The following is a 23,132-nucleotide window of genomic DNA, read 5'->3' on the forward strand; positions in this document are numbered from 1 at the left end:
CATGGCGATCGGATTGCGTCACAACAAGCACTCCGCCAAGAAGACCTCCTCCCGGCTGCGTCGCCAGATCCGCGTCCGCAAGAAGGTCAACGGCACCCCCGACCGGCCGCGCCTGGTGGTCAGCAAGTCCTCGAAGCACCTGTTCGCTCAGGTCATCGACGACGTCGCCGGCGTCACCCTGGTCTCTGCTTCCACCATGGAGGCGGACCTGCGCGGTGCGGAGGCGAACAAGACCGACAAGGCCAAGACCGTGGGCGGCCTGATCGCCGACCGCGCCAAGGCAGCCGGCATCGACTCGGTCGTCTTCGACCGGGCCGGGAACAAGTACCACGGCCGTATCGCGGCCCTGGCCGACGCCGCCCGTGAGGGCGGCCTCGGCTTCTGACATGGCGACACAAAAGGAAGAAGGTAGTTCGAAATGAGCGGAGGCCAGCAGCGTCGCGGAGGCGGCGCCGGTGGTGAGCGCCGTAACCGCGACGGTGGTCGTGGTGCGGCAGCTGACAAGACCGCCTACATCGAGCGCGTGGTAGCCATCAACCGTGTCGCCAAGGTCGTGAAGGGTGGTCGTCGCTTCAGCTTCACCGCCCTCGTGGTCGTCGGCGACGGTGAAGGCACCGTCGGTGTTGGGTATGGCAAGGCCAAGGAGGTGCCCGCGGCGATCGCCAAGGGTGTCGAGGAGGCCAAGAAGGCATTCTTCAAGGTGCCGAGGATCCAGGGCACCATCCCGCACCCGGTCCAGGGCGAGAAGGCCGCAGGCGTTGTGATGCTGCGTCCGGCCGCTCCCGGTACCGGTGTGATCGCGGGTGGTTCGGCGCGCGCGGTACTGGAGTGCGCCGGGATCCACGACATCCTGAGCAAGTCGCTGGGCTCGTCCAACGCCATCAACGTGGTTCACGCCACTGTCGAGGCGCTGCGCAGCCTGGAGACTCCGGAGGCCGTGGCGGCTCGCCGTGGTCTGCCGGTCGAGCACGTCGCCCCGGCGGCGCTGCTGAAGGCGCGGGCGGAGGTGGCTTCCTGATGGCTCGCCTGAAGGTGACCCAGACCCGTTCCGGCATCGGTGGCAAGCAGAACCAGCGCGACACGCTGCGGACCCTGGGCGTGAAGCGGATCGGCGACGTCGCCGTTCACGACGACCGCCCGGAGATCCGGGGCATGGTGCGTACGGTTCGCCACCTCATCACCGTCGAAGAGGTTGACTGACATGACGCTCAAGGTTCACCACCTGCGTCCGGCGCCCGGCGCCAAGACCGCCAAGACCCGCGTGGGTCGTGGTGAGGGCAGCAAGGGCAAGACGGCCGGCCGCGGTACCAAGGGCAGCAAGGCCCGTAACAACATCCCCGAGAACTTCGAGGGTGGCCAGATGCCGCTGCACATGCGGCTGCCGAAGCTGAAAGGCTTCAAGAGCAGGAACCGAGTGGAGTTCCAGGTCGTTAACCTGGACAAGCTCGGGCAGCTGTTCCCCGAAGGGGGCGAGGTCAGCGTGACTGACCTGGTCGCCAAGGGCGCGGTCCGCGACAGTCTCCCGGTGAAGGTGCTGGGCGACGGCGAGCTGACCGTTGCACTGCAGGTTTCGGTACACAAGTTCTCCAAGACCGCCAAGGACAAGATCCTTGCGGCCGGAGGATCAGCCACCGAGGTGTGAGTGCCAGGGCTCGTGCGAGCCAGCGTTTGTTATTGTCGCGCTGGAGTTCGGACGAGCCCTGGTTCGTCTCTTGCCCAGCTGCTTTGCTAGGCCCCTGCCCTGACCGGGCAAGGGAAACTTGTGGGAGGACAGGGTGTTAGGCGCCTTTGCCAACGCGTTCAAGACTCCGGACCTGCGCCGGAAGATCTTGTTCGTGCTCTTCATCGTCGTGATCTTCCGGATCGGCTCGGTCGTGCCGGCGCCTGGCGTCAACGTCCAGTCGCTGGACACCTGCCTCAACCAGGCGACCTCGGGTTCGAACGCGAACCTGTACAACCTGATCAACCTGTTCTCCGGTGGGGCACTGCTGCAGCTCGCGATCTTCGCGCTCGGCATCATGCCGTACATCACCGCCAGCATCATCCTGCAGCTGCTCACCGTGGTCATCCCGCGGCTGGAGTCGCTGAAGAAGGAAGGCCAGGCGGGACAGGGCAAGATCACCCAGTACACCCGCTTCCTGACCGTCGGTCTGGCGATCCTGCAGGCGACCGCGTTCGTCGCGCTCGCCCGGACCCCCGGCCGGCTGTTCCAGGGCTGCAACGAGCCCCTGCTGCACAACGACGGCTGGTTCGCGGTCACCGTGATGGTGCTGACCATGACCGCCGGCACCGGTGTGGTGATGTGGCTCGGTGAGCTGATCACCGACCGCGGCGTCGGCAACGGCATGTCGATCCTGATCTTCACCCAGATCGTCGCCACCTTCCCGTCGCAGCTGTGGAGCATCCGCAAGCAGAAGGGCATCGCCACCTTCATCGTCGTGCTCGCCATCGGTCTGGTGATCATGGCCGCGGTCATCTTCATCGAACAGGCGCAGCGCCGGATCCCGGTGCAGTACGCCAAGCGGATGGTCGGCCGGAAGATGTTCGGCGGTACCTCGACCTACATCCCGCTGAAGGTGAACCAGGCGGGTGTGATCCCGGTCATCTTCGCCTCCAGCCTGATGTATCTACCGGTGCTGGTCAGTCAGTTCCGACAAGACGAAGGCTGGGCGCAGTGGATCCAGGGCAACCTCGTCAAGGGTGATCACCCGATCTACATCGTGACGTATGTCGCCCTGATCATCTTCTTCACGTACTTCTATGTCTCGATTACCTTCAATCCGAAGGAAGTTGCAGACAACATGAAGAAGTACGGCGGCTTCATCCCCGGGATCCGGGCGGGTCGGCCGACCGAGGAGTACCTCTCCTACGTCCTGTCCCGCATCACGCTGCCCGGCGCCATCTATCTCGCGGCGATCTCGCTGATCCCGCTGATCGCACTGGTCCTGCTGAACGCCAGCCAGAACTTCCCGTTCGGCGGCACGTCGATCCTGATCATGGTCGGCGTCGGTCTGGACACGGTCAAGCAGATCGAGTCGCAGCTGCAGCAGCGTAATTACGAAGGGTTCCTGCGCTGATGAGAATGTTGCTGATGGGTCCGCCCGGAGCGGGTAAGGGTACGCAGGCAAAGGTGCTTGCGGACCGTCTCGGAATCCCGGCCGTATCCACCGGCGACATCTTCCGCGCGAACGTGAAGGACGAGACCGAGCTCGGTCTCGAGGCGAAGCGGTACATGGACGCGGGCAACTACGTCCCGGACGAGGTCACCAACGCAATGGTGCGGGACCGGCTGTCCGAGGCTGACGCGGGCGAGGGCTTCCTGCTGGACGGGTACCCGCGCACGTTGCCCCAGGTCGGCACTCTCGACGACATCGTGGCCGACCACGGCCACCAGTTGAACGCCGTGGTCGCGCTGGTCGCGGACATCGACGTGCTGGTCGACCGGATGCTGCGCCGGGCCAAGGTCGACGGCCGCTCGGACGACTCCGAAGAGGTCATCCGGCACCGCCAGGAGGTCTACGCCGCCGAGACCAAGCCGCTGTTGCGGGTCTACGCCCAGCGCGGCCTGCTGGTCGAGGTGGACGGCGTCGGCGAGATCGCCGAGGTCAGCGAGCGCGTGCTCGCCGCCCTCAAGACTCTGGATGGTTAGAACCGAGCTGTGATGTTCAAGGAGCGCGGGATCGAGATCAAGAGCCGCGAGCAGATCCTGTCCATGCGTGCGGCCGGCCTGGTGGTCGGCCGCACGCTGGAACTGCTCCGCGCCGAGGTGCGGCCCGGTATCACCACCGGTGAGCTGGACGCGATCGCCGAGGACCACATCCGGTCCTCCGGCGCGACCCCCTCGTTCAAGGGCTACCACGGCTTCACCGGCTCCATCTGCGCGTCGGTGAACGAGGAGATCGTGCACGGCATCCCGGGCGACCGGGTGCTGGCCGAGGGTGACCTCATCTCGATCGACTGCGGCGCGATCGTGGACGGCTGGCACGGCGACGCCGCGATCACGGTGCCCGTCGGCGAGGTGGCGCCCGAACTGCTCGAGCTCGCGAAGGTGTGCGAGGAGTCGATGTGGCACGGGTTCGCCGCCGCCCGGCTGGGTGGCCGGCTGACCGATATCTCCGCCGCTGTCGAGCGCCACGTCCGCGCCAACTCGTCGTACGGGATCGTCGAGGACTTCGTCGGGCACGGGATCGGGTCGGCGATGCACCAGCCGCCGAACGTGCCGAACTACGGCAAGGCCGGCAAGGGACCGAAGCTGATCGAGGGCCTGGCCCTGGCGGTCGAGCCGATGCTCACGCTGGGCGAGCAGAACAACCACACGCTCGAGGACGACTGGACGGTCGTCACCGACGACGGCACGGCCGCGGCGCACACCGAGCACACGTTCACGTTGACCCCGCAGGGTCCGTGGGTGCTGACCGCCCTGGACGGCGGCGAGGCCAGGCTCAAGGAGCTCGGCGTCACCTTCGGCCCGCTGGCCGACTGAGACTGACCAGCGGCCCACTGGCTGACGGACACCGGGGTCCGCCCATCGGGGGACGCCGTGCGCTCCCAGGCTGAGGCACACTTGGGACATGCCCAGTCAGTACCAGCCACACCAGCGCTTCACCGAGGCCGACCGCGACAAGATCGCGAGCCGGCTGCGGGACGCCTTCGCCGACGGTCGGCTGGACCAGCCCGAGTTCACCTCGCGGCTCGACCAGCTGTACGCCGTGCAGACGTATGGCGAGCTGGAACCGCTGGTGCGCGACCTGCCGCCGGTCCGGACCTACCAGACCCCCGCGATGGTGCAGGACAGCAAGCCCGCTCCCGCCCCCGGTGAGTTCCCCGAGCGGAAGAACAACCAGCAGCAGCCGTCGCTGCGCCAGGCGGCCGGCGGCTTCACCGGCATCGTGATGATCAACGTGGTCATCTGGTTCGTCATCGGTGTCGCCAACGGTGGGAACTGGCCGCACTTCTGGCCGGTCTGGCTGCTCATCCCCTGGACGTTGATCGTCCTGGGCAACCTCGGAAAGCGCCGTTGACGGCGGCTCCGGTCGGTCGCCGCGCCCTCCGGCAGCGGATCAAGCCGGCTTGGACGTGGCAACTGCGGCAGGGGTCCGCGCTCGTCTACGTGCTCTGGTTCATCGTCGCGGTCCCGCTGGTGATCGTCGGCCTGCTGGTCGAGCCGCGCTGGGTCGGCTGGCTGGTGCTGGCCTGGTTCCTGGTGCTGATCGTCTTCACCCTGGCCACCCGGCTGTCCGAGGCCAGGTTGCGGCGGTCCTGGGAGGACGTCGTCGAGCAGATGGGCTGGCACTTCAACGCGGTCGATCCCGACCTGCTGGAGCGCTGGCCGTTCCCGCCGTTCAACGCTGACCCCGCCGCCGAGGTCGTCGACGTCACGGCGGGCCGGCATCGCGGCCGGGAGTTCTGGACCGGCCGCTTCCGGCACAAGGTCCGGCGCCACCAGCTCGGCTTCGATTTCCTCGACCTGGAGGTCGAGCGGCCACTGCCGCCCCTCCAGGTGCTGCCCGCCTCACTGGCCCCCTTGGCCGCGGCCAGCCTGCTGCCGATCAAGCTGTCCGTGGACGGGCTTCCCGAGCCGTACCAGTTGTTCAACGGCCGGGAAGACCTGGCCCTCGAGGTGCTCCACCCGCGCGCAGTCGAGGCCCTCACTCCAGTGCCGCCCTTCGGCTTCAGCTGCGAAGGCCGGCGCTTCGTCGTGGTCCTCGCCGCCTACCGCGACGCCAGTACTGCGCTGGCGCAACTGGACGCCGCCTGCGACCTCCTGGACCTCATGCCAGAGCACGTCTGGCAAACCGGCGAGCAGTGGGCCGCCACGAGACCCCTGACCGACCAGACCTAGTTCGCCTGCTGATTCGCCTCCTGGAGCAGGCGAACCGTCACCGCGAGGTCCTCGTCGCCGTGCCCCTCGGCGACCGCCCGATCGAGCAACTCGCCCATCGGAACCAGCAGCGCCGGATCCACTCCTTGAGCGACCGAGGCGTCGAGCAGATTGACGAATCCGATCGCCTGCATCGCCAGGTTCGAACCCGCCGCGCCCGGCTCAGCGCCGTACTCGAGATCGTTGGCGATTCCAGTGATCGAGCCAAGCATGGCGGTGAGCCAGGGGATCAGCAGGCCGGCGGTGAAGGCGGTGGGGGAGACCTTCTCGCTGGAGACCAGTGCGAGGGCCTGCGCGGCGCCACCGAACATCCCGTACATGCCACTGAGCAGCGCCAGATCGTGCAAGGCCGCAAGCCCCGGATCGCTGCCCACGTACGTCGTCTTCGCGATCGCCGCAAGAGTCGTCTGGTGGCGCTCGAAGGCATCGGGTGCGCCGCTGTAGAGCACGAACGCCGCCGGTCCGCCGATCATCGCCGGCACTGCCATGATCCCGCCGTCCAGGTATTGCGCGCCGTGCCGCTGCGCCCACTCGCCTGTACTCCGGGCCTGGGCAGGCGTGCCGTTCGTAAGGTTCACCAGGATCTTGCCCCGGAGCAGCGAGGTGTCCGCATCCAGAGGCGCAAGGGTGGTGTGGACGCTGGCGTAGTCAAGCAGGCAGGCGATCACCAGCGGGGCGGCCTGGACCGCCTCGGCCACGGAGGTGGCGCGGGTGGCGCCGAGGTCGTCGAGCTCGGGGGAGCGGCCGGGAGTGCGGTTCCAGACGGTGGTCGGGTGGCCGGCGGCCAGGAAGGCCCGGGCGAGGGCGGTCCCCATCGCGCCGAGGCCGAGAACGGTGACAGGAGTTTTCATGCGGTCCAGACTTGCCGAGGAGCTATAAAGTCGACAAGTACCTACTATTTGGTCAGGTACTCACCATTTGGTCAGTGAGGAGTTCCGGGCATGGTGGCAGCGACGCCGTACACGTGTGGGTTGGACGCGGCCGCGGACGTGATCGGCGGGAAGTGGAAGCCGCGCATCCTCTGGGCGCTGCACCACGGGCCGCGCCGGTTCGGGGAGCTCCGCAAGGACGTCGCCGGGGTGACCGAGAAGATGCTGATCCAGCAGCTCCGCGAGCTGGAGAGCCGCGACATCGTGCACCGCGAGGTCTTCCACCAGGTGCCGCCGAAGGTCGAGTACTCTCTGACCAAGCTCGGTGAATCGCTGAACCTCGCGTTGGCGCCGCTCGACGAGTGGGGCGCCGAGCATCTGGACGAGCTGGAACTCACCCGCGGCTGTTGACCGCTCACTCCCCGTCGCCAGGCGGGCGCTCCGGTCCGGAGTACCCGGGCCGGCGGAGGCCGATTGGGTTTCCGGCCGGTAGGTGGCGTACACTCTTCCCTTGGCCCATAGTGGCCTCTGATCGTGCTGCCCGCGGCTGCTCGATGAGCGCATTCTGTGTGCCGTCGGGAGGGTGACACTCGTTCAGGGGTGCGGGCCGGTAGTACCACCCATTCAGTTGTCGTCTACAGAAGTGCGAGGACATGCCCAAAAAAGAGGGAGTCATCGAACTCGAGGGCACCATCGTTGAGGCCCTGCCGAACGCGATGTTCCGTGTTGAGCTGTCCAACGGGCACAAGGTGCTCGCGCACATCAGCGGCAAGATGAGGCAGCACTACATCCGGATCCTCCCCGAGGACCGGGTCGTCGTGGAGCTGTCGCCGTACGACCTCACCCGGGGTCGCATCGTCTACCGGTACAAGTAACCACCACATCACCTGTCGAAGAAAGAAGCTCGATGAAGGTCAATCCGAGCGTCAAGAAGATCTGCGACAAGTGCAAGGTGATCCGCCGTCACGGCCGGGTCATGGTGATCTGCGAGAACCCGCGGCACAAGCAGCGGCAAGGCTGATCCAGCCCCACCTCGAGCAGCACAGCACTTTCGCACCACAGCGCGCACGCTCGTCCAGCAAAGCAACAGGCTGGATGCTGCCCCCGGAACAGAGGCCGGGGCCTTGCCGGTGAAATCCCGAGAGATCGGGCAGAGCACCGAGGCGGGCAAGGACGCGGCGCGCCACCACACCTCTGCCGACGAAAGGAACACCGCCACATGGCACGCCTCGTAGGGGTCGACCTGCCGCGCGACAAGCGCATCGAGGTCGCTCTCACCTACATCTTCGGTGTAGGTCGTACTCGCGCCCTGAAGACGCTCGAAGCCACCGGTATCTCCGGTGACAAGCGCGTCCACGAACTGGGCGACGAAGAACTGGTCAAGCTCCGGGACTTCATCGAAGGCAACTACAAGATCGAAGGTGACCTCCGTCGCGAGGTGACCGCGGACATCCGCCGCAAGATCGAGATCGGGTCGTACCAGGGTCGCCGGCACCGCAGCGGCCTGCCGGTGCGCGGTCAGCGCACGCGGACCAACGCCCGTAGCCGCAAGGGTCGCCGTAAGGCGATCGCCGGCAAGAAGAAGACGAAGTGATGACCCGGATGACCGTCGACCACCCCAGGAGCAACTGACCTATGCCTCCCAAGAGCCGCACCGCGGCGGGCGCGAAGAAGGTGCGCCGCAAGGAGAAGAAGAACGTGGCCGCCGGCCACGCGCACATCAAGAGCACGTTCAACAACACGATCGTGACGATCACCGACCCGACCGGCGCGGTCATCTCGTGGGCCTCCGCGGGCACCGTCGGCTTCAAGGGCTCGCGCAAGTCCACCCCGTTCGCCGCGCAGATGGCAGCCGAGGCTGCCGGCCGTCGCGCGATGGAGCACGGCATGCGCAAGATCGACGTCTTCGTCAAGGGTCCCGGCTCCGGCCGTGAGACCGCGATCCGTTCGCTGGGTGCGGTCGGCCTCGAGGTCGGCACCATCCAGGACGTCACCCCGACCGCCCACAACGGCTGCCGCCCTCCCAAGCGGCGCCGGGTCTGACCCAGAGAAAGGTAGGCAGCGAAAATGGCCCGTTACACCGGACCCATGACCAAGAAGTCGCGCCGTCTCGGGGTCGACCTCGTCGGTGGCGACAAGGCGTTCGAGCGTCGTCCGTACCCGCCGGGTATGCACGGCCGCGGCCGTCCCAAGGAGAGCGAGTACCTGCTTCAGCTCCGTGAGAAGCAGAAGGCCCGCTACGCCTACGGCGTGCTGGAGAAGCAGTTCAGCCTGTACTACAAGGAGGCCTCGCGGCGTCCTGGTAAGACCGGTGACAACCTGCTGATCATCCTCGAGTCCCGCCTCGACAACGTCGTGTACCGCGCCGGTCTGGCCCGGACCCGTCGTCAGGCGCGTCAGCTCGTCGTGCACGGTCACTTCACCGTGAACGGCATCAAGGTGAACATCCCGTCGTACCGGGTCTCGGCCCACGACGTGATCGACGTCCGGCCGAAGTCGGCCGAGATGACGCCGTTCATCATCGCCAGGGAGACCCACTCCGAGCGAGTGGTTCCGGCCTGGCTCGAGGCGCTGCCCGAGCGGCTGCGGATCCTCGTGCACCAGCTGCCCACCCGGGCACAGATCGACACCCAGGTCGCCGAGCACCTGATCGTCGAGCTCTACTCGAAGAACTGACGTACTCCGCCCGCCGTGGCTCGCGCCGCGGCGGGCGGGACGTCACTCTTCGGTTCGCGACCTCAAATAGTGGTCGTCGCGGAACTAGAAGGAAGAACACACAGTGCTTATTGCGCAGCGTCCCACCCTGGCCGAAGAGGTCGTCGACGAGCACCGCTCGCGGTTCGTGATCGAGCCGCTGGAGCCGGGCTTCGGCTACACCCTCGGCAACTCCATCCGCCGTACCCTGCTGTCGTCCATCCCGGGCGCCGCCGTGACCAGCATCAAGGTCGACGGCGTGCTGCACGAGTTCTCGACGGTTGCCGGGGTCAAGGAAGACGCCACCCAGCTGATCCTGAACCTCAAGGACCTGGTCGTCTCCTCCGAGCACGACGAGCCGGTCACCATGTACCTGCGCAAGCAGGGCCCCGGTGACGTCACCGCCGCCGACATCGCGCCGCCGGCCGGCGTCGAGGTGCACAACCCGGACCTGAAGATCGCCACCCTGAACGAGAAGGGCCGGCTCGAGATGGAGCTGGTCGTCGAGCGGGGCCGCGGCTACGTGTCCGCGATCCAGAACAAGTCCGCCGACGCCGAGATCGGCCGGATGCCGGTCGACTCGATCTACTCGCCGGTCCTCAAGGTCACCTACAAGGTCGAGGCGACCCGTGTCGAGCAGCGCACCGACTTCGACCGTCTCGTCGTGGACGTCGAGACCAAGCCGTCGATGCTGCCCCGCGACGCCGTCGCGTCGGCCGGTAAGACGCTGGTCGAGCTGTTCGGCCTGGCCCGTGAGCTGAACGTCGAGGCCGAGGGCATCGACATCGGCCCGTCGCCGGTCGACGAGCAGATGGCGGCCGACCTGGCCCTGCCGGTGGAGGACCTGCAGCTGACCGTCCGGTCGTACAACTGCCTCAAGCGCGAGGGCATCCACACCGTGGGTGAGCTGATCTCGCGCAGCGAGCAGGACCTGCTGGACATCCGCAACTTCGGCTCCAAGTCGATCGACGAGGTCAAGCTGAAGCTGGCCGAGATGGGCCTGTCGCTGAAGGACTCGCCCCCCGGCTTCGACCTGCGCGCCGCTGCCGAGGCGTACGGCGACGACGCCGAGGACGAGGACGAGAGCTTCGCCGAGACCGAGCAGTACTGACAGTCCGGCCCTGCACCGCAAGGCCGATCCCAAGGTCCGACCCGGGCCTGAGATTTCCTGGAGTCAACAGAGATGCCTACCCCTACCAAGGGATCCCGCCTCGGCGGCAGCCCGGCGCACGAGAAGCTGATCCTCAGCAACCTCGCGACCTCGCTGTTCGAGCACGGCTCGATCACCACCACCGCGGCCAAGGCCAAGCGCCTGCAGCCGCTGGCGGAGTCGATGATCACCAAGGCCAAGCGTGGTGACCTCAACTCGCGTCGTCAGGTGATGAAGCGGATCCGCGACAAGTCCGTCGTGCACGTGCTGTTCACCGAGATCGGTGAGCGGTTCGCGGACCGTCCGGGCGGTTACACCCGGATCACCAAGCTCGGCCCCCGCAAGGGCGACAACGCCCCCATGGTGAAGATCGAGCTGGTCGAGGCCCTGGCGGACTCGCCGAAGGCCAAGGCCGCCGCGAAGAAGGCCACCCCGGCCAAGAAGGCGACGGCGAAGAAGGCCGCCGCCGAGGACGAGGCGAAGACCGAGGAGGCCGAGGCTCCGGCCGAGGAGACCAAGGTCCAGGACGTGGTGGCCGCCAAGTACGAGGGCTCCGCGGCCCCGAACGAGGACGGCTCGGCGCCAGAGGGCTTCGACATCAAGGGCAACGAGAACTCGATGAAGTACCACACCACCGAGTCGCCCTGGTACGACCAGACCGAGGCTGAGGTCTGGTTCAACACCGAAGAGGCCGCCGAGGCCGCCGGCTTCACCAAGGCCGGCGAGACCGAGGACAAGTAACACCTCGCAGTCGCTGTCAGCGCCTCTCCACTTTCGAGTGGAGAGGCGCTGCTGCGTTAGATTGCCCTGTGCGTTGGCGAATTGACCTGAGGTACGACGGCACCGGTTTTCACGGCTGGGCCCGTCAGACAGCCCTCAGGACCGTGCAGGAGACCCTTGAGGAAGCGCTGCGGACCGTACTGCGACTCCCGGAGCCTCCGGTGGTCACCTGTGCCGGGAGAACCGACACAGGAGTCCATGCCCGCGGCCAGGTGGCCCATGTGGACCTGGAGACCCCTGTGACCGCCAGAGACCTGTTCAGGCGGCTCAACGGCGTACTGCCGGAGGATGTGGCGGTTACGGCGGTAGCGGAGGCTCCGGAGGGCTTCGACGCCAGGTTCTCCGCGTTGTCCCGTCGGTACGTCTACCGCGTCTGTGACGACCCGGCAGGTTGGGACCCGCTGCGCCGCCAGGAGGTACTGCGGGTCGGCAGGCCGCTGGACGTGGGCCGAATGAACCAGGCTGCTTCCGGGTTGCTGGGCGAGCACGATTTCGCCGCCTTCTGCAAGAAGCGCGAGGGGGCGAGCACCGTCAGAGCCCTGCTGGACTTCTCCTGGGCCCGGGTGGCTCCCGGCCTTCTGGAGGGCACAGTGATCGCCGATGCCTTCTGCCATTCGATGGTGCGGGCTCTGGTGGGCTCGATCATCCCGGTGGGCGACGGACGCCGTGAGGTTGACTGGCCCGCCAGTGTGCTCGCCGCGCGCGTGCGGGACTCGGCAGTGACCGTGCTGCCCGCGCACGGGCTCACCCTGGAAGAAGTGCGCTACCCAGCAGACGAAGACCTGGCCGCGCGGGCCGTCCAGTCCCGCCAGGTCAGGGGAGAGGTGTACCAGCGTGGCTGACCACTACTTCTCGGCGGAGCCCACCTCAGCCGACGTACGACGTACGGTCGAGGCGCGGATCTGGGGGCGCGAGTACACCTTCACCACGGCGACTGGCGTCTTCTCCCGGGACCGCCTGGACCTCGGTACGTCGGTCCTGCTGCGCGAGGTGGAGCCACCCAGCGGCGGCGGGACGTACCTCGACCTCGGGACGGGGTACGGGCCGATCGCCTGCGCCCTGGCCGTGGAGGCTCCGGAGGCCCAGGTGTGGGCGGTCGACGTGAACAACCGCGCGCTCGAGCTGACCGCCGAGAACGCGAAGGCGGCCGGCGTCGCGGACCGGGTGCACCCGGCGCTGGTGGACGACGTACCGGCCGAATTGCGGTTCGACGAGATCTGGTCCAACCCGGCGATCCACATCGGCAAGCCCGAGCTGCACAGGATGCTGCTGCACTGGCTGGCCCGGCTTGCCCCCGGCGGCGTGGCATGGTTCGTCGTCGGCAAGAACCTGGGCGCGGACTCGCTGCAGCGATGGCTGACGGAGCAGGGGTACCCCTGCGAACGCACGGCCAGCGCGAAGGGTTTCAGGGTTCTGCGGGTGACTGCAACGAATGAGACTCCAGCGCCGTCCTGAGGGTATGGAGGCAGCCTTGGCGGCAGCAGAGGCGCATACCAGCGCGATCGACTTCGAGCTGTGGGTGACGGAGAAGTCGGACGCGCTGCTGCGGTTCGCCTACATCCTCACCGGTGACGTCACGCTGGCCGAGGATGCGGTCCAGGACGCCCTCACGACGGCCTGTGCGCGCTGGGGCCGGGTCAGCCGGGCCGACGACCCTGAGGCGTACGTGAAGCGGATGGTGGTCAACGCGCACATCTCCTGGTGGCGGCGCTTCCGCCGCCGCGAGGCACCGGCCGCGGAGCCCACCCGAACGGCGCCGGCCTCCCCGGATGGCACAGCCGCCCGGGCCGACGCAGAAGCCGTGTGGGCGCTCTGTGCGACCCTCCCGGACCGGCAACGCGCCGCCGTGGTGCTGCGCTTCTACGAGGAGCTCTCGTACGCCGAGATCGGAGTACTGCTGCACTGTGCGGAGGCGACAGCCAGATCGCACGTCCACCGGGCCCTGGGGGTCCTGAAGAACACGCTGAGCAAGGAAGGAGCCGAGGATGCCTGAACCGGAGTACGGGCATGAGCAGGAACTCGGCCCCAAGATCGCCGACGCTCTCCAGACCAAGGCGCACGCCGCCCGCGGGTTGCAGGCGAGCGGACTGGCCCAGGTGGCACGCAAGCGGGTTCGCCGCCGGCGGCAGACATTGATCGCCGGCTCGGCGGCTGTGGTGGTCGCCCTGTCGATCGGTGGCGTCTGGGGCGCCATCGGCGGACCTTCGCCGGTCTCGACGAGTGCCGATAGCAGCAGCGCCGGGGGCGCGGGCGATGCTGACTCCAGGGAGGCGGCACCGTCCTTGCCAGGTCCGGCCTGTCCGGAGCAGCACCCGATCCTGACGGCTGGCAGTCACGAGGCAGTGCAGCCTGGTGTTGGTCTCGATGTGGAACTTCCGGTCTACGGGCTCCAGGCGTGCCGCTACCGGCTCCTGGCGGGCGACACGATGCTGCTGGGCGCGGCGACCTTCAACGCGACTACGGCCCAGCAGGTGGTCGACGCCATCAAGGTGCTCCCCGAGCGGAACCCGACGCTGCCCGTCTTCAAGTGCGCGCCGGACACGGCCCGTCCGTCGGAGGCGATCGTCCTGCGCTTCGACACCAGGCTCGGCATCCGCGAGATCTGGGTCGGCTACGACGGCTGCTCCTCCGCCGGCTTCTTCACCGGCTCACGCACCTTCGGCCTGTACGCCGCCCCCCTCAAACTCTTCATGACCGGCACAGTCCGCCCCACCGGCGGCACCTACCTCGACCACCTCAAGGGCTGGTAGCTACTCCAACGACTGTCCCTGCCCCCGCCTGCTGTTCAGCTGCCGCACGTTGTCCGGTACCGCGCCGTCCCCGCCACTCGCCCGGAAGGACGCGTCAGGCGGCGTCTGCCCGCCCAGAAACTTCCGCAGGTGGCCGACCTCAGGGTCAGGGGCGGCCTGCTTGATCGCCTGGTCGCGGTGCCAGTCGCGGTAGTGATTCTCGATGCCGGCGGTTGACGTGCTCAAGGCGGTCACCGCGCGCCCAGCACTCTGGTGGCCGGCGATGCTCTTGGCCACGTCGGACTGGAGTTCGCTGCCCTGCGCGGCCGCGACATCTGCCAGGTGTGGCCGCATCGCCTGGACCAGTTGGGTTCTGACTACCTCCCGATGCTGGGCGGGCATGACATCGCCCAGCCTCTCGTCGATCACCATGTCGGCGACGGCTGCCCAGCGGTCGGTTCGGTCCGCCTGCTCGAGGCCTTCGCGTACCTGGCTCTGGGGCAGGCCGGAGACCTCTGCCGCACCGCGAATCAGCTCGTCGGTGGCCGCTGTGTAGGCCGGATAGGAGTCGATCGACTCGGCGCTGAGCAGTCCCGGCTGCGCGCGGTCCATGCCGATGTCCTGGATCACGTCGTCGACGTTCTCGTGCGCCCAGGTCTCGGTCAGCCCTTCCTCCAGCGCCAGGGTGTCGGGGGAGTAGACCGGGGTCGCGCCGGGAGCAGTGTCATCCCCGAGCGTGTTGCTCAGGTGCTTGGCCTCGTGGACCACGGTGAGGACAGCATCCCGCGCGTTGACCAGTTCGTCCTCGGTGAGCGGCCGGCCGGCGGTATAGGCCTGGGCGACCGGCTTGAGCACCCTGTCGACGTTGACGGTCATACCACCGTCGTCCATGGCGCTCCCGCCGGCGTCCGACCGCGTTTCCTCGTACAGCTCGCCGTTCCAGCGCGACGCGGTACCGGACAGTTTCTGCACCGACCGGACCACGCCGGCTACCCAGAGGTACTCGTTGCTATTGGGTGGGACCGGTCGACCTGCGCTCATCCGGCCGAACTCTGCAGGTGGTCGATCAGCCGGACCAGCGGGCTGTTGAGCCTGCGGATCGCTCCGGCCTCGCGGACCGGCGCCTCGTCGGCGAGGGCGCCGATCTGCTCGATGGTCCGCTCGAGCTGAGGTATCCGGGTCTCGGCCGGCCCGTCGCCGTTGATCGCCCGGGCGAACAGGACCTGGGCCTGCTGGAACTGCTCGCTGCTCGCCTTGGCGGGACCGGCGAGCAGGCGGGGCAGTTGGCCGGCGCGAAAGCGCGCACGTTCGCGGCCGCGCTCGTCCCGGACCTGTTCCGCCAGGTTGCGCAGTCGCTCGCCCTCGGCCTGCACCACGTCGGGCGTGGCGCCCTTGAGGTCGGACAGCAGCCGCCTCATCTCGGCCTGGAAGGTCTCGTAGTCGACCGGCTCGTCGTTCATCGGGCTCCCTGTTCGCTCGGCGTAGACGATAACGGTTCGCGGTCGCACGGAGCGCCGGTCAGACTGGGGGTATGGGTCACGTGGATGTCGCTGGGATCGGGTTCGAGTTGCCGGACGGGCGGGTGTTGCTGGACGACATCACGTTCCGGGTCGGGGACGGGGCCAAGGTCGCATTGGTCGGCGCGAACGGGTCCGGGAAGACCACGTTGACCAGGATCATCGCGGGCGACCTGAAGCCACACAGCGGAAGCATCGGGCGATCCGGTGGGCTCGGCGTGATGCGGCAGTTCATCGGGTCGGTGCGGGACGAGACGACCGTCCGGGACCTGCTGCTCGGCGTCGCGCCGGAGCGGATCCAGACGGCCGCCGCGAAGCTCGACCAGGCCGAGCTGGCGATGATGGAAGCCGACGACGAGAAGACCCAGTTGCGCTACGCCCACGCCGTCTCCGAGTGGGGCGAGGCCGGCGGGTACGACGCCGAGGTCCTCTGGGACGTCTGTACGACGGCCGCCCTCGGCATCCCGTTCGACAACTGCCGGTGGCGCGAGGTGAAGACGCTGTCGGGTGGTGAGCAGAAGCGGCTCGTGCTGGAGGCGTTGCTGCGCGGGCCGGACGAGGTACTGATGCTCGACGAGCCGGACAACTACCTCGACGTGCCCGGCAAGCGCTGGCTGGAGGAGCAGCTCAACGCCACCCAGAAGACGGTGCTCTACATCAGCCACGACCGTGAGCTGCTGGCCAACACCGCGACCCGGATCGTCACCGTCGAACTAGGGGCCGCGGGCAACACCGCGTGGACCCACGGCGGCGGTTTCCGGACGTACCACGCGGCCCGCGAGCACCGGTTCGAGCGGTTCGAGGAGCTCCGCAAGGTCTGGGACGACGAGCACGCCAAGCTGCGCGCGCAGATGCTGATGTACAAGCAGAAGGCGGCCTACAACTCCGACATGGCGTCGCGCTACCGGGCGGCGCAGACCCGGCTGCGGAAGTTCGAGGAGGCCGGGCCGCCCGAGGCGATCCCGCGCGAGCAGAAGGTCAGCATGCGGCTGACCGGCGGTCGCACCGGCAAGCGCGCGGTCGTCTGCACCGGCGTCGAGCTGACCGGCCTGATGAAGCCGTTCGACCTCGAGGTCTGGTACGGCGAACGCGTGGCCGTCCTCGGCTCGAACGGCTCGGGCAAGTCGCATTTTTTACGCCTGCTGGCGAACGGTGGTTCCGATCCGGACATCGAGCACCAACCGGTCGGGGAGGTGGCGATCCCGCCGGTCGCGCACACCGGCAACGCCAAACTCGGCGCGCGCGTGCGGCCCGGGTGGTTCGCGCAGACGCACGAGCACCCGGAGCTGGTCGGCAAGACCCTGCTGGAGATCCTGCATCGCGGTGACGACCACCGCGAGGGCATGGGCCGTGAGCTGGCCTCGCGGAAGCTGGATCGGTACGAGCTGGCCCACGCGGCCGAGCAGACCTTCGACAGCCTGTCGGGCGGTCAGCAGGCGCGATTCCAGATCCTCCTGCTCGAGCTGTCCGGCGCCACGCTGCTGCTGCTCGACGAGCCGACCGACAACCTGGACGTGGAGTCGGCCGAGGCGCTGGAGGAGGGCCTGGACTCCTTCGACGGCACAGTGCTGGCCGTCACCCACGACCGCTGGTTCTCCCGCGGCTTCGACCGCTTCCTGGTCTTCGGCAGCGACGGCTCGGTCTACGAGTCCCCGGAGCCCGTCTGGGACGAGGGCCGAGTAGAGCGCGCTCGCTAGTCGCAGTACTGCGGCATGGGTTGCTCCCAGTTCGCTAGACGGGCTGGGGGCGGTCCACGCGGTACACGTAGTGAAGTGGGTCGTCGATGGGGTTGTCAGGCTCCATCGGGCCCTCGGCCACACGGCGGAAGCCGGCCCGCTCCAGAGCTCGCCAGGACGGCCGATTGCCGGCCACCACCGCGACCATGATCGCGGCCGAGTCCGGGTACGCCGACCAGGTGTCCGCGACGATCGCCGCGATCATCGCGGTCCCGATGCCCTCACCCGTGAGCCCGGCCTCGCCGATCAGGTAGTCGATCGTCGCCGTCTCGGCCGGTACGTCGGTCAGCGCCTCGAACTCGGTCAGGTACTCCGGATAGTCGCGCAGCCTGCACCGCTGGATCAGGCCCACCGGGAGGTCGTCCCGTAATACCAGCAGATCCTCCGACGGTTCACCGCCGTCGGCGCTCGTCCCGAAGTCGCGCTCGACGGCCTCCGGGCTCGTCTCGTGGTTCCACCAGCGCGCGACGTGAGGGTTCGCCAGCCACCCCGCGAGCAGCGGGAACTCGGCGCGGGTCAACCGACGGAAGCTGTAGCTCATGTCCCCTCCTGACAGCTGCTGACGCCAAAACCATAGATCAACCGTCAGTTTCACGCGCTCTATTTGCTGGTACGACGCCGGTAGTACCGCGCTTGGCGGGCTCGCTGGCCGCAAGAGGGATCGCAGAACTGCCGTCGCGGGTGGGTCTTCACGAACAGCATCCGGCAGTCCGGACCTTGGCAGCGAACCACCTCGTCGGGTCCGGCCGCAAGGGTGATCGCGTCGGTGGCCAGGTCGGCGAGTAGGCGCGTCGTGCCCGTGGTCGACGAGTTCCCGACGGCGACTGGGGTCTCGCCGGCACTCCATTCCAACTGCAGCGAAGAGTGTGCCTGAGCAGCGCAATCGTTGAGGGCGGCGATCGACTCGTCGCCCGGGTGCTTCCCGTCGGCGAGCGCGGCGAGCACCCGGTGGACGTGATCCCGGAAGTCCTGCACGCGTCCTGCATCCCGAGCCGGCACGAAGACCGGCCGCGCGGGTGCCCCGGTCGCATCCACCTCGCCGTGGAGTTCGGCGTACGAGGTGAACCAGCCGTTGAGGAGTTCGGCCGAGGCCAGGTAGTCCAGGATCACGCCGCGGTCGTCGTACCGCGTGTTCGCGAACTCGACCACGAGCGGCTCGGTGCCCAGCAGCGGATACTCCACGCACTGACGATAACAAGAACCTCTTGCCGTCAGACGCTGAAGCACCAGCCCTGGCGATAGGCGGCCCAATGCTCAGGCGTCGCGGTGAAGTCGACGTACAACGCGAGCCCGAAGTTCTCCCGTCCGGCCTTCCCGAGCCCCAGCCGAGCACCTCGCACCGCGGCCTTCACCGTCTCCGCGTGCCCCCAGTGTGACGGGTTGCTCTCCCAGTACGCCGGCAGTCCCATCAGCAGGTCCACGTTCGGCGGGGTGACCTCCAGGGCGAGTTCGGTCTGGCGAGCCACGTAACCGCCGTACAGGGACTCGGTCGGCATCGCGGTGTCGTACGACATCACCGCGACCTGCTCGACCCGCCGGGCGACCTCGGCGAAGTAGTCCTGCGACCACCACTTGCCGTGCCCGGCGATGGCGATCGTGGCCTTGTCCAGCCCAGGCGCCGGGCTGATCTGTGCGGTCGCCACCGACAGCGGGACGTCTCGAGCGGCCGTCACCTCGTGCACCTGGTCCAGCAGCGCCAGGAACCCCTTCGAGCCCGACCACACCGGTTCGACGTCGAAGTGGATCCCGTCGAAGCCCTGGTCGAGCACCTGAGTGGACGTGGTGGTCACCCGATCGCGGACCGCCGGATCCTCGAGATCCATGCCGGGCTTCTTCTCCGGCTGCAGTACGTCGCCGAGCCACGCCTGGACCCGGATGTTCGGCATCGCCTGGTGCACGGCGTCGGTGAACCAGCGGGCCTTCGGCGAGACCTTTGCCAACGGCAATGTCCCGTCGTGCTCCATCGGTCCGGTGTGCACGTAGAGATCGCGGACTCCGGTGTCCTTGAGCAACGCGGCCAGCGTCGCCACATCTGCCGCGGACTTCCTGCCGTCGACCCACGCATGCCCGAGCCAGACGGCGTCCTTGCCGCGCGTCCGGGCGTCCACCGACGGATCGCCCGTGTACTCGAGCCGCAGCGACACCGCCAGCACCCCCAACGGCACCGGAATCACCAGCAAGAACGCCAGTACTGCGACCAGCAGCACTTTCCGCCGGCGCGACCACCCCCGCCACCTCGCTGCGAACCCCCGCCGCATCGCCGCGAACCCGCGCGGCCTGGCGCCCGGCGTCACGGAGTACGGCCCGGGCGCAGGCCGTCGTACAGGAGGGCGAGCATGCGGTCACGGACGGGTGGCTCGAGGCCGACCGCGGTGGCGCCGCGGGATGCGCCGATCAGCAGGGCGTACACCTCGGGCAGGGCGGCGTCGGCGCGGACGTCCCCGCTCTTCTGTGCGCGTTCGAGCAGTTCGCCGAAGGCCTCGCGCAATCCAGTTCCGGCCTGTTTGGCGTCCTGGCCGACGGCAGACTTCGCCGCGCCGAGGGCCTCCGCGATGGCCAGCTTCGACGCGGATTCCGAGACCACCTGGCTGAAGAAACCGTAGAAAGCGGCTCCTGGATCGTCATCACCCGCCAACTCGATCGCGCGGTCGCGGAGCCGCTCCAGCCGCCTCGTGAGCACGGCCTCGAGCAGTTCGACCTTGGTGGGGAAGTGCCGGAAGACGGTGGCGATCCCGACGTCGGCGAGCTTGGCGACCTCGTCGGTGGACGCGGTCGGCGACTGCCCGAAGACCTCCTCGGCCGCGGACAGGATCCGGGCCCGGTTGTCCCGGGCATCGGCTCGCAACGGCCTCATCGCACTCCTCGCTAGTGGTGGCACCGACAGCCTAGGAGACGCCGGCCGACACTCCTGGGTTGTAAACGGAGTTGTGACTCCGTATATTCGGAGTCGCTACTCCGTTTAATCTCGTGGAAGAGGACCTGATGACTCCGACAGATGTGTTCCTGCGGCTCGTGCACGGCGTCGCCGACCGCGACTTCGAGGCGCTACCCGTGCTGTACGCCGAACAGACCGACGTCCGCCACCCGATGTCGCCGTACGGGGATCACCCGCTGCTCAGCCGCGACGCGCTGCGCGAGCACTTCGGTGGTACCGGGCCGCGTGTCGGCGAGGTGGTGAAGTTCCAGCCCGCCAACCTCCGCATCCACGAGACGCGGGATCCCGAGGTGATCGTCGCGGAGTTCGACTACGCCGGCACCGTGATCGCGACGGGCGAGCCGTTCACCGTGCCCTGTGTCTTCGTACTCCGCGTCCGCGACGGCCTGATCGTCGAGTCGCGCGACTACATCGACCACCTCGCGATGGCGAGGGCCAGGGGGCAACTCGACGAGCTGATCGCGGCCCTGAAACCCGCAAGCTGAATCCCTGGGAACCGCGCGCCGGGACCGCGGCGTCGTAGTCGCCAGAAGCGCACAGAACGGCCCCGGTTCGTGGCGAAGATGCCGGACCGGGGCCGTCCCCAATGCTCAAACGCTCAGCCTCTTCAGCGGTGCCGCGGCGAGTGCCTTGGCGGCGATCACCAGCCCGGCCGCGGCGAGCACGATGTCCTTGAACACGTACTGCGCCTCCAGCGTGGGCGTCCCCGGGAACAGGTCCCCGAAGAAAAGCACCAGCGGCGACATGATGCCGACCAGCGAGAAGCCGAGCACCAGCAGTCCAGTGCGGAGCAGCTTCCCGGTAACCAGCGTGATCCCGATGAAGCACTCCATCACCGCCGTGAGCAGCAGCGCGGACTGCCCGCTGATCACGCCGAGGGTGAGGGTGTCGATCGTCCGGATCACGAGCGCCTCCGCCGGGCTCGCGCCGGGGAAGAACTTCAGGATCCCGAAGGCCAGGAAGACCAGGCCCAGGCTGATCCGCAGGATGTCGATGCTCCGCCGGCCGAGCCAGCCGGTGATTCTGTTGCCTTTGACAAGTAACGCGTTCATGGTCGGTTTCTCCCGTTCGCAGCTGATGACCACTTCAGCGTCGTGGTTTCGGGCCCTTCGCCGCGTCCGGCCGGCGACGGCACTGCGACTACCCCAGCCGCGGTAGTACGCCGTACCGGGGACTCGCCCGTACGGCGTACCGGCCAGGGTTGCCCTGATGCCCGCGGGAGCAGGCGGCGGGAACGCGAACGGCTCCCCGACCGAGGTCGGGGAGCCGCTTTGGGCAGACGGTTTCAGCGGGTCAGCGGTCGCCCATCGGGACGTACTGCGTGCCGCGCGCGCCGGTGTAGATCTGCTTCGGCCGGGCGATCTTCTGGTCGCTGTCGCCGAGGCTCTCCAGCCACTGCGCCAGCCAGCCCGACGTCCGCGGGATGGCGAACAGCACGGTGAACATCTCCGGCGGGAACTGCAGCGCCTCGTAGATCAGACCCGAGTAGAAGTCGACGTTCGGGTAGAGCTTGCGGGAGACGAAGTACTCGTCCTCCAGCGCGATCTTCTCCAGCTCGACGGCAATCTTCAGCAGCGGGTTGATGCCCGTCACCTCGAACACGTCGTCCGCGGCCTTCTTGATGATCTTGGCGCGCGGGTCGTAGTTCTTGTAGACCCGGTGGCCGAAGCCCATCAGCCGCTCGTCGCCGTTCTTCACGCCCTCGATGAACGACGGCACGTTGTCGACCGTGCCGATCCGGCGCAGCATCTTCAGCACCGCCTCGTTGGCGCCGCCGTGCAGCGGGCCGTAGAGGGCCGCGATGCCGCCGGTGACCGCGCTGTACGGGTCGACCTGGGTCGAGCCGATCGCCCGGACGGCGTTGGTGGAGGCGTTCTGCTCGTGGTCGGCGTGCAGGATGAACAGGATCTCCAGGGCGCGCACCAGCCGGTCGTCGGCGGCGTACTTCGGCTCGCTCATCTTGAAGAGCATCGAGAGGAAGTTCGCCGCGTAGCTGAGCTCGTTGTCCGGGTACACGTACGGCTTGCCCTGGGCGTGCCGGAACGCGAAGGCGCCGAGCGTCGGCATCTTGGCGATCAGCCGGCGGATCTGCAGCGCCCGCGACTCCTCGTCGAAGATGTTGCGCGACTCGGGGTAGAAGGTGGACAGCGCACCGACCGAGGCGAGCAGCATGCCCATCGGGTGCGCGTCGTAGCGGAAGCCCTGCATGAAGGTCTTCAGGTTCTCGTGCACGAACGTGTGATAGGTCACGTCGTGCGTCCAGGCCTCGAACTCGGCCTTGTTCGGCAGCGAACCGTTCACCAGCAGGTACGCGACCTCGAGGTAGTTCGACTGCTCGGCGAGCTGCTCGATCGGGTATCCGCGGTACTCCAGGATGCCCTTGTCGCCGTCGATGAAGGTCACGGACGACCGGGTCGAGGCCGTGTTGACGAACCCGGGGTCGTAGGTCGCGAGACCCCCGTCGCCGTCGGTTGCGCTGATCTGCTTGAGGTCTGCGGCACGGATGGTGCCATCGGTGATGGCAAGGTCGTAGTCCTTGCCGGTCCGGTTGTCCCGGACGGTGAGCGACTGTTCGGTCACAATGCCCTCTTCGGAAGCTGGCGCCATCGCCTGGTGAGTGAGGGTTATCGTCGCCGGCGGGACGCGGATCGGACTGCAATCTTCACCGCTAAACTAGTGCTGTCCTCAGCTGCTTCCAAGCCGGGGTCCTCCGGTGGCCTGGGCTCACTTTGACCCCGGGGTGTCCGCGCCGGTATTCTGGGCTGCTGTTGTGCGTTCCTGGTCCTCGCCGGTGTGTTGCGGGCCCGCTCGCCGACGTACCAGTTCTGTTTTTGTCAACCT

General features: G+C 67.8%; 32 protein-coding genes. 23 read left to right on the forward strand and 9 right to left on the reverse strand.

Annotated elements, in window-relative coordinates; translation table 11 throughout:
• The first annotated feature begins 1 nt into the window (after position 1).
• From rplR to EV644_RS22290, 9 genes are all read left to right on the forward strand, one after another.
• A complete protein-coding gene (gene rplR / locus EV644_RS22250; RefSeq protein ID WP_132190629.1) occupies positions 2-385 on the forward strand; it encodes a 50S ribosomal protein L18 in 384 nt (127 codons plus the stop codon).
• Positions 386-418: 33 nt separating this feature from the next.
• Positions 419-1,018, forward strand: a complete 600-nt coding sequence (rpsE, locus tag EV644_RS22255) for a 30S ribosomal protein S5 (RefSeq protein ID WP_132190630.1) — start codon at positions 419-421, stop codon at positions 1,016-1,018.
• Positions 1,018-1,200, forward strand: coding sequence for a 50S ribosomal protein L30 (gene rpmD, locus EV644_RS22260; protein WP_012923669.1), 183 nt, complete (start codon positions 1,018-1,020; stop codon positions 1,198-1,200). The genes rpsE and rpmD overlap by 1 nt, the downstream gene beginning before the upstream one ends.
• A 1-nt stretch (position 1,201) precedes the next feature.
• Positions 1,202-1,642: a 50S ribosomal protein L15 gene (gene rplO / locus EV644_RS22265; protein ID WP_132190631.1), complete on the forward strand. Its 441-nt coding sequence runs from the start codon at positions 1,202-1,204 to the stop codon at positions 1,640-1,642.
• Positions 1,643-1,775: 133 nt separating this feature from the next.
• Positions 1,776-3,077: a preprotein translocase subunit SecY gene (gene secY / locus EV644_RS22270; RefSeq protein ID WP_132190632.1), complete on the forward strand. Its 1,302-nt coding sequence runs from the start codon at positions 1,776-1,778 to the stop codon at positions 3,075-3,077.
• Positions 3,077-3,649: an adenylate kinase gene (locus EV644_RS22275; RefSeq protein WP_132190633.1), complete on the forward strand. Its 573-nt coding sequence runs from the start codon at positions 3,077-3,079 to the stop codon at positions 3,647-3,649. Before secY ends, EV644_RS22275 begins: the two co-directional genes overlap by 1 nt.
• A 12-nt stretch (positions 3,650-3,661) precedes the next feature.
• Positions 3,662-4,483, forward strand: coding sequence for a type I methionyl aminopeptidase (gene map / locus EV644_RS22280; RefSeq protein ID WP_199239957.1), 822 nt, complete (start codon positions 3,662-3,664; stop codon positions 4,481-4,483).
• An 88-nt stretch (positions 4,484-4,571) separates the two neighbouring features.
• Positions 4,572-5,021: a DUF1707 SHOCT-like domain-containing protein gene (locus EV644_RS22285; protein ID WP_132190635.1), complete on the forward strand. Its 450-nt coding sequence runs from the start codon at positions 4,572-4,574 to the stop codon at positions 5,019-5,021.
• Positions 5,018-5,842 (forward strand): hypothetical protein, encoded by an 825-nt coding sequence (locus EV644_RS22290; RefSeq protein WP_132190636.1) that lies wholly within the window; start codon positions 5,018-5,020, stop codon positions 5,840-5,842. Before EV644_RS22285 ends, EV644_RS22290 begins: the two co-directional genes overlap by 4 nt.
• Here EV644_RS22290 and EV644_RS22295 read toward each other — a convergent pair.
• Complete coding sequence (locus EV644_RS22295) at positions 5,839-6,732, reverse strand: NAD(P)-dependent oxidoreductase (RefSeq protein WP_132190637.1); 894 nt, start codon at positions 6,730-6,732, stop codon at positions 5,839-5,841. The genes EV644_RS22290 and EV644_RS22295 overlap by 4 nt on opposite strands.
• A 90-nt stretch (positions 6,733-6,822) precedes the next feature.
• Between EV644_RS22295 and EV644_RS22300 the strand changes: the two genes are divergently transcribed.
• The 12 genes from EV644_RS22300 (at position 6,823) to EV644_RS22355 (ending at position 14,124) form a co-directional block, all read left to right on the forward strand.
• On the forward strand, positions 6,823-7,161 hold the full coding sequence (locus EV644_RS22300) for a winged helix-turn-helix transcriptional regulator (protein WP_132190638.1): 339 nt from the start codon (positions 6,823-6,825) through the stop codon (positions 7,159-7,161).
• 242 nt (positions 7,162-7,403) lie between these two features.
• Complete coding sequence (gene infA / locus EV644_RS22305; protein ID WP_012923661.1) at positions 7,404-7,625, forward strand: translation initiation factor IF-1; 222 nt, start codon at positions 7,404-7,406, stop codon at positions 7,623-7,625.
• Between the two features lie 32 nt (positions 7,626-7,657).
• On the forward strand, positions 7,658-7,771 hold the full coding sequence (gene rpmJ, locus EV644_RS22310) for a 50S ribosomal protein L36 (protein WP_008361054.1): 114 nt from the start codon (positions 7,658-7,660) through the stop codon (positions 7,769-7,771).
• 198 nt (positions 7,772-7,969) lie between these two features.
• The gene (gene rpsM / locus EV644_RS22315) at positions 7,970-8,344 is read left to right on the forward strand and encodes a 30S ribosomal protein S13 (RefSeq protein ID WP_132190639.1); all 375 of its coding nucleotides are present in this window, start codon (positions 7,970-7,972) and stop codon (positions 8,342-8,344) included.
• Positions 8,345-8,385: 41 nt separating this feature from the next.
• Positions 8,386-8,793, forward strand: coding sequence for a 30S ribosomal protein S11 (gene rpsK, locus EV644_RS22320; protein ID WP_012923659.1), 408 nt, complete (start codon positions 8,386-8,388; stop codon positions 8,791-8,793).
• A 24-nt stretch (positions 8,794-8,817) separates the two neighbouring features.
• Positions 8,818-9,426: a 30S ribosomal protein S4 gene (gene rpsD / locus EV644_RS22325; RefSeq protein WP_132190640.1), complete on the forward strand. Its 609-nt coding sequence runs from the start codon at positions 8,818-8,820 to the stop codon at positions 9,424-9,426.
• A gap of 103 nt (positions 9,427-9,529) precedes the next feature.
• Positions 9,530-10,555 (forward strand): DNA-directed RNA polymerase subunit alpha, encoded by a 1,026-nt coding sequence (locus EV644_RS22330; protein ID WP_112243143.1) that lies wholly within the window; start codon positions 9,530-9,532, stop codon positions 10,553-10,555.
• A gap of 72 nt (positions 10,556-10,627) precedes the next feature.
• Positions 10,628-11,335, forward strand: a complete 708-nt coding sequence (rplQ, locus tag EV644_RS48160; protein WP_132190641.1) for a 50S ribosomal protein L17, sunset domain variant — start codon at positions 10,628-10,630, stop codon at positions 11,333-11,335.
• Positions 11,336-11,478: 143 nt separating this feature from the next.
• Entirely contained in the window at positions 11,479-12,216 is a 738-nt protein-coding gene (locus tag EV644_RS22340) for a tRNA pseudouridine synthase A (protein ID WP_370451446.1), read from the forward strand.
• Positions 12,209-12,829, forward strand: a complete 621-nt coding sequence (locus EV644_RS22345; RefSeq protein ID WP_132190643.1) for a class I SAM-dependent methyltransferase — start codon at positions 12,209-12,211, stop codon at positions 12,827-12,829. Before EV644_RS22340 ends, EV644_RS22345 begins: the two co-directional genes overlap by 8 nt.
• A gap of 4 nt (positions 12,830-12,833) precedes the next feature.
• The gene (locus EV644_RS22350) at positions 12,834-13,367 is read left to right on the forward strand and encodes a SigE family RNA polymerase sigma factor (protein WP_132190644.1); all 534 of its coding nucleotides are present in this window, start codon (positions 12,834-12,836) and stop codon (positions 13,365-13,367) included.
• Complete coding sequence (locus tag EV644_RS22355; protein WP_132190645.1) at positions 13,360-14,124, forward strand: hypothetical protein; 765 nt, start codon at positions 13,360-13,362, stop codon at positions 14,122-14,124. The genes EV644_RS22350 and EV644_RS22355 overlap by 8 nt, the downstream gene beginning before the upstream one ends.
• Here EV644_RS22355 and EV644_RS22360 read toward each other — a convergent pair whose 3' ends face one another.
• Together EV644_RS22360 and EV644_RS22365 are read right to left on the reverse strand one after the other, a co-directional pair.
• Positions 14,125-15,144 (reverse strand): hypothetical protein, encoded by a 1,020-nt coding sequence (locus EV644_RS22360; protein ID WP_132190646.1) that lies wholly within the window; start codon positions 15,142-15,144, stop codon positions 14,125-14,127.
• Positions 15,141-15,563 carry a hypothetical protein gene (locus EV644_RS22365; protein ID WP_132190647.1) on the reverse strand — a complete coding sequence of 141 codons (423 nt, stop codon included), beginning with the start codon at positions 15,561-15,563 and terminating at the stop codon, positions 15,141-15,143. Before EV644_RS22365 ends, EV644_RS22360 begins: the two co-directional genes overlap by 4 nt.
• Before the next feature lie 71 nt (positions 15,564-15,634).
• On the opposite strand from EV644_RS22365, the gene EV644_RS22370 reads away from it, so the two are divergent.
• Complete coding sequence (locus EV644_RS22370; protein ID WP_132190648.1) at positions 15,635-17,317, forward strand: ABC-F family ATP-binding cassette domain-containing protein; 1,683 nt, start codon at positions 15,635-15,637, stop codon at positions 17,315-17,317.
• A 34-nt stretch (positions 17,318-17,351) separates the two neighbouring features.
• On the opposite strand, the gene EV644_RS22375 is transcribed toward EV644_RS22370, so the two are convergent.
• The 4 genes from EV644_RS22375 to EV644_RS22390 are packed head-to-tail and all read right to left on the reverse strand — an operon-like array spanning position 17,352 to position 20,210.
• Positions 17,352-17,897, reverse strand: a complete 546-nt coding sequence (locus EV644_RS22375; protein WP_132190649.1) for a GNAT family N-acetyltransferase — start codon at positions 17,895-17,897, stop codon at positions 17,352-17,354.
• Positions 17,898-17,956: 59 nt separating this feature from the next.
• Positions 17,957-18,538: a CGNR zinc finger domain-containing protein gene (locus EV644_RS22380; protein ID WP_158292904.1), complete on the reverse strand. Its 582-nt coding sequence runs from the start codon at positions 18,536-18,538 to the stop codon at positions 17,957-17,959.
• Positions 18,539-18,567: 29 nt separating this feature from the next.
• Positions 18,568-19,614, reverse strand: a complete 1,047-nt coding sequence (locus EV644_RS22385) for a glycoside hydrolase family 18 protein (RefSeq protein WP_132190651.1) — start codon at positions 19,612-19,614, stop codon at positions 18,568-18,570.
• A gap of 32 nt (positions 19,615-19,646) precedes the next feature.
• Positions 19,647-20,210 (reverse strand): TetR/AcrR family transcriptional regulator, encoded by a 564-nt coding sequence (locus tag EV644_RS22390; RefSeq protein WP_132190652.1) that lies wholly within the window; start codon positions 20,208-20,210, stop codon positions 19,647-19,649.
• A 128-nt stretch (positions 20,211-20,338) separates the two neighbouring features.
• Between EV644_RS22390 and EV644_RS22395 the strand changes: the two genes are divergently transcribed.
• The gene (locus EV644_RS22395) at positions 20,339-20,776 is read left to right on the forward strand and encodes a nuclear transport factor 2 family protein (RefSeq protein WP_132190653.1); all 438 of its coding nucleotides are present in this window, start codon (positions 20,339-20,341) and stop codon (positions 20,774-20,776) included.
• Positions 20,777-20,881: 105 nt separating this feature from the next.
• On the opposite strand, the gene EV644_RS22400 is transcribed toward EV644_RS22395, so the two are convergent.
• Together EV644_RS22400 and EV644_RS22405 are read right to left on the reverse strand one after the other, a co-directional pair.
• A complete protein-coding gene (locus EV644_RS22400; RefSeq protein ID WP_132190654.1) occupies positions 20,882-21,343 on the reverse strand; it encodes a DoxX family membrane protein in 462 nt (153 codons plus the stop codon).
• 241 nt (positions 21,344-21,584) lie between these two features.
• On the reverse strand, positions 21,585-22,871 hold the full coding sequence (locus EV644_RS22405; protein WP_241994852.1) for a citrate synthase: 1,287 nt from the start codon (positions 22,869-22,871) through the stop codon (positions 21,585-21,587).
• Positions 22,872-23,132 lie beyond the last annotated feature (261 nt).

Source organism: Kribbella orskensis, from assembly GCF_004342085.1.
Lineage (GTDB): Bacteria > Actinomycetota > Actinomycetes > Propionibacteriales > Kribbellaceae > Kribbella > Kribbella orskensis.

Bases quoted from the DNA above. Each gene is read 5' to 3' on its own strand.
- rpmD (WP_012923669.1), top strand. From the start codon at position 1,018: ATGGCTCGCCTGAAGGTGACCCAGACCCGTTCCGGCATCGGTGGCAAG.
- EV644_RS22375 (WP_132190649.1), bottom strand. From the start codon at position 17,897: ATGAGCTACAGCTTCCGTCGGTTGACCCGCGCCGAGTTCCCGCTGCTC.
- EV644_RS22370 (WP_132190648.1), top strand. From the start codon at position 15,635: ATGGGTCACGTGGATGTCGCTGGGATCGGGTTCGAGTTGCCGGACGGG.
- rpsE (WP_132190630.1), top strand. From the start codon at position 419: ATGAGCGGAGGCCAGCAGCGTCGCGGAGGCGGCGCCGGTGGTGAGCGC.
- EV644_RS22390 (WP_132190652.1), bottom strand. From the start codon at position 20,210: ATGAGGCCGTTGCGAGCCGATGCCCGGGACAACCGGGCCCGGATCCTG.
- infA (WP_012923661.1), top strand. From the start codon at position 7,404: ATGCCCAAAAAAGAGGGAGTCATCGAACTCGAGGGCACCATCGTTGAG.
- rplO (WP_132190631.1), top strand. From the start codon at position 1,202: ATGACGCTCAAGGTTCACCACCTGCGTCCGGCGCCCGGCGCCAAGACC.
- EV644_RS22395 (WP_132190653.1), top strand. From the start codon at position 20,339: ATGACTCCGACAGATGTGTTCCTGCGGCTCGTGCACGGCGTCGCCGAC.
- rplR (WP_132190629.1), top strand. From the start codon at position 2: ATGGCGATCGGATTGCGTCACAACAAGCACTCCGCCAAGAAGACCTCC.
- EV644_RS22385 (WP_132190651.1), bottom strand. From the start codon at position 19,614: ATGCGGCGGGGGTTCGCAGCGAGGTGGCGGGGGTGGTCGCGCCGGCGG.
- map (WP_199239957.1), top strand. From the start codon at position 3,662: ATGTTCAAGGAGCGCGGGATCGAGATCAAGAGCCGCGAGCAGATCCTG.
- EV644_RS22285 (WP_132190635.1), top strand. From the start codon at position 4,572: ATGCCCAGTCAGTACCAGCCACACCAGCGCTTCACCGAGGCCGACCGC.
- rpsM (WP_132190639.1), top strand. From the start codon at position 7,970: ATGGCACGCCTCGTAGGGGTCGACCTGCCGCGCGACAAGCGCATCGAG.
- EV644_RS22350 (WP_132190644.1), top strand. From the start codon at position 12,834: ATGGAGGCAGCCTTGGCGGCAGCAGAGGCGCATACCAGCGCGATCGAC.
- EV644_RS22295 (WP_132190637.1), bottom strand. From the start codon at position 6,732: ATGAAAACTCCTGTCACCGTTCTCGGCCTCGGCGCGATGGGGACCGCC.
- rpmJ (WP_008361054.1), top strand. From the start codon at position 7,658: ATGAAGGTCAATCCGAGCGTCAAGAAGATCTGCGACAAGTGCAAGGTG.
- rpsD (WP_132190640.1), top strand. From the start codon at position 8,818: ATGGCCCGTTACACCGGACCCATGACCAAGAAGTCGCGCCGTCTCGGG.
- rpsK (WP_012923659.1), top strand. From the start codon at position 8,386: ATGCCTCCCAAGAGCCGCACCGCGGCGGGCGCGAAGAAGGTGCGCCGC.
- EV644_RS22400 (WP_132190654.1), bottom strand. From the start codon at position 21,343: ATGAACGCGTTACTTGTCAAAGGCAACAGAATCACCGGCTGGCTCGGC.
- EV644_RS22275 (WP_132190633.1), top strand. From the start codon at position 3,077: ATGAGAATGTTGCTGATGGGTCCGCCCGGAGCGGGTAAGGGTACGCAG.
- EV644_RS22360 (WP_132190646.1), bottom strand. From the start codon at position 15,144: ATGAGCGCAGGTCGACCGGTCCCACCCAATAGCAACGAGTACCTCTGG.
- EV644_RS22355 (WP_132190645.1), top strand. From the start codon at position 13,360: ATGCCTGAACCGGAGTACGGGCATGAGCAGGAACTCGGCCCCAAGATC.
- EV644_RS22300 (WP_132190638.1), top strand. From the start codon at position 6,823: ATGGTGGCAGCGACGCCGTACACGTGTGGGTTGGACGCGGCCGCGGAC.
- rplQ (WP_132190641.1), top strand. From the start codon at position 10,628: ATGCCTACCCCTACCAAGGGATCCCGCCTCGGCGGCAGCCCGGCGCAC.
- EV644_RS22365 (WP_132190647.1), bottom strand. From the start codon at position 15,563: ATGAACGACGAGCCGGTCGACTACGAGACCTTCCAGGCCGAGATGAGG.